The sequence below is a fragment of the Anaerorhabdus sp. genome (genome assembly GCF_036637135.1).
Taxonomy (GTDB): Bacteria; Bacillota_I; Bacilli_A; order Erysipelotrichales; family Erysipelotrichaceae; genus Anaerorhabdus.
Window position 1 is genome coordinate 1 of sequence record NZ_JAVWNC010000118.1, and the last position, 1,948, is coordinate 1,948.

Annotated in this window: 2 protein-coding genes; both read right to left on the reverse strand. The window is 33.0% G+C overall.

The genetic code is table 11. The features are described 5' to 3' along the window. Nucleotides 1–8 precede the first annotated feature (8 nt). The gene (locus RR643_RS11615; protein WP_332483316.1) at nt 9–719 is read right to left on the reverse strand and encodes a GntR family transcriptional regulator; all 711 of its coding nucleotides are present in this window, start codon (nt 717–719) and stop codon (nt 9–11) included. 18 nt (nt 720–737) lie between these two features. After that, nucleotides 738–1,948: SIS domain-containing protein (locus RR643_RS11620; protein WP_332483317.1), on the reverse strand; the 1,211-nt coding region annotated here is incomplete at its 5' end.

Here is a 1,948-nt window from a genome sequence, read left to right on the forward strand (position 1 = left end):
CATTGTTTTTATAATTTACGTTCTATCGTTGTTTCTATACCGATTTTGCCAGGTTTTAGAATCGTTGTTGTATATTCAATTGCATTTCCTTCATATAATACACGTGTAAATTGAAGTAGCATTGCTTGTTTATCAATTTTTAGTTTGCTCGCTTCATAAGCTGTTGGATTATGTGGTGTTAACTTTTCATTACCAGTTAAATGTTTTACTCCAAGCGATTTAAAATAATCATATAAACTTTCAAATTTAAATTCTTTTGGTAGTCTTCCCTTAACAAGATTTTCTGGGATATATGTCAATTCTAATAAGATTGGATCTCCATCAATTAGTCTTAATCGTTCCAATTCAATTACTTCATTACTTTGAAATAGATCAATGACTTTTTTGGGTGCATTAAGTGTTCTTCTAAATTTAAGTATTTTTGTTTCATAGTTGTTGGATACCTTCTTTGCTTCCTCGCTAAAACTAAAGAATCCTTGCATTTGGATACTTAATTTTTCTTCTGCTACAAAAGTTCCAACACCATGTTTCTTTTCGATTACACCTGCATTCTCTAATTCTTGCATTGCTTGTCTTACAGTCGCTCTACTCACATGAAACTCTTCCATCCACTCAGGTTCAGTAGGTATCTTATCACCTACTTGTAATTGATGATTTGAGATATAGTTTTGAACTGCTTCCATAACAATTACATAACGAGGTCTCTTATCTATTTTCATACACAATCTCCCTTACTACTACTTAGTATAGATTTTAACACGATTTGCGACTTTTGGTACCTGATCATCTGTTGATGGCCAATCTGCTTTTACACCATGTTTTAATGAGATATGAACAATAAGTGATTGCATGATAAGTGCATACAATAAAACACCTAAAACTGGATGATTATTTATGACTTCTTCTTTTTTGAGTTGGAAATAATATTTTGTTTGTACATCACATTCCTTCGGAGTATGAAATCCAATGCCCACTACGATACCTTTTAAACGATCTGTCGCAACTTCATTCATCATATCTATATCATAGTTTGATACATACATATCCGGATATAGGTAATGCATACACAACACAGGTGAATTCATAATTAACTTTGGTCCATGACGATATTCAATTGATGAATTAAAGTTACTTAAGAATTTACCACCCGTTAGTTCTACTGCCTTTAAAGCAGTCTCTGCCGCTAAGTGTTCAAATTCTAAACTTCCAACTGTTGTCATCGAGATTGTATCAAGAGATGCGATTTCTTGAATCATATCCATTTTATTTTTAAAGATATCACTTGCTTGTTCTTGAGCAATATGACCAAATTCAATGTAATCATCAATGTGTTTTATGTCAAATATCGCCAGTGCTTGTAAAATAAGACACGTAAATTCCGCTGTTGCCGCGAAGCTTTTTCCTTTTGTGTTCTTAGGTAATGGAATATACAATGTTTTATCATTCATATACTCATTCACTAAAATACCATTATCCACACACAGTACAAACATTTGTTTTAAGTCTTTGCACATTGCTTGCGCTAATCGAACTGCCTCAACACTTTCCGGTGTGCTACCACTACTACCAAATGAAACCATGAGTATCGGTTGGTCAATATTAAAATATACTTCTGGTTGTAGAATCAATTTTGTTGAATATACTGTTTCCACATCTAAATTTAAATTCTTCTTTAATGTATTCTCTACAATGCTTGCAGCTAGTGCAGAACTCCCTGCACCAACCAAATATATTTTTGTATTATTCAAATCGAAGTCATTAAAGAATGACTCAATTTTAGTTGTATTCTCTTTTACTTGTTGAACCAACTCTTTCCATAGTTGTGGTTGTCTTTCAATTTCAGTTGCAGCAAAGTAACCACCCTTTTCTTTTAACACTGTTTCGTCTAATCCTAGGTATTCCATACTTATTCCTCCAGTCGTACGTACGTCTAATTTACCCCAACATG

Bases quoted from the DNA above. Each gene is read 5' to 3' on its own strand.
- RR643_RS11615 (WP_332483316.1), bottom strand. From the start codon at position 719: ATGAAAATAGATAAGAGACCTCGTTATGTAATTGTTATGGAAGCAGTT.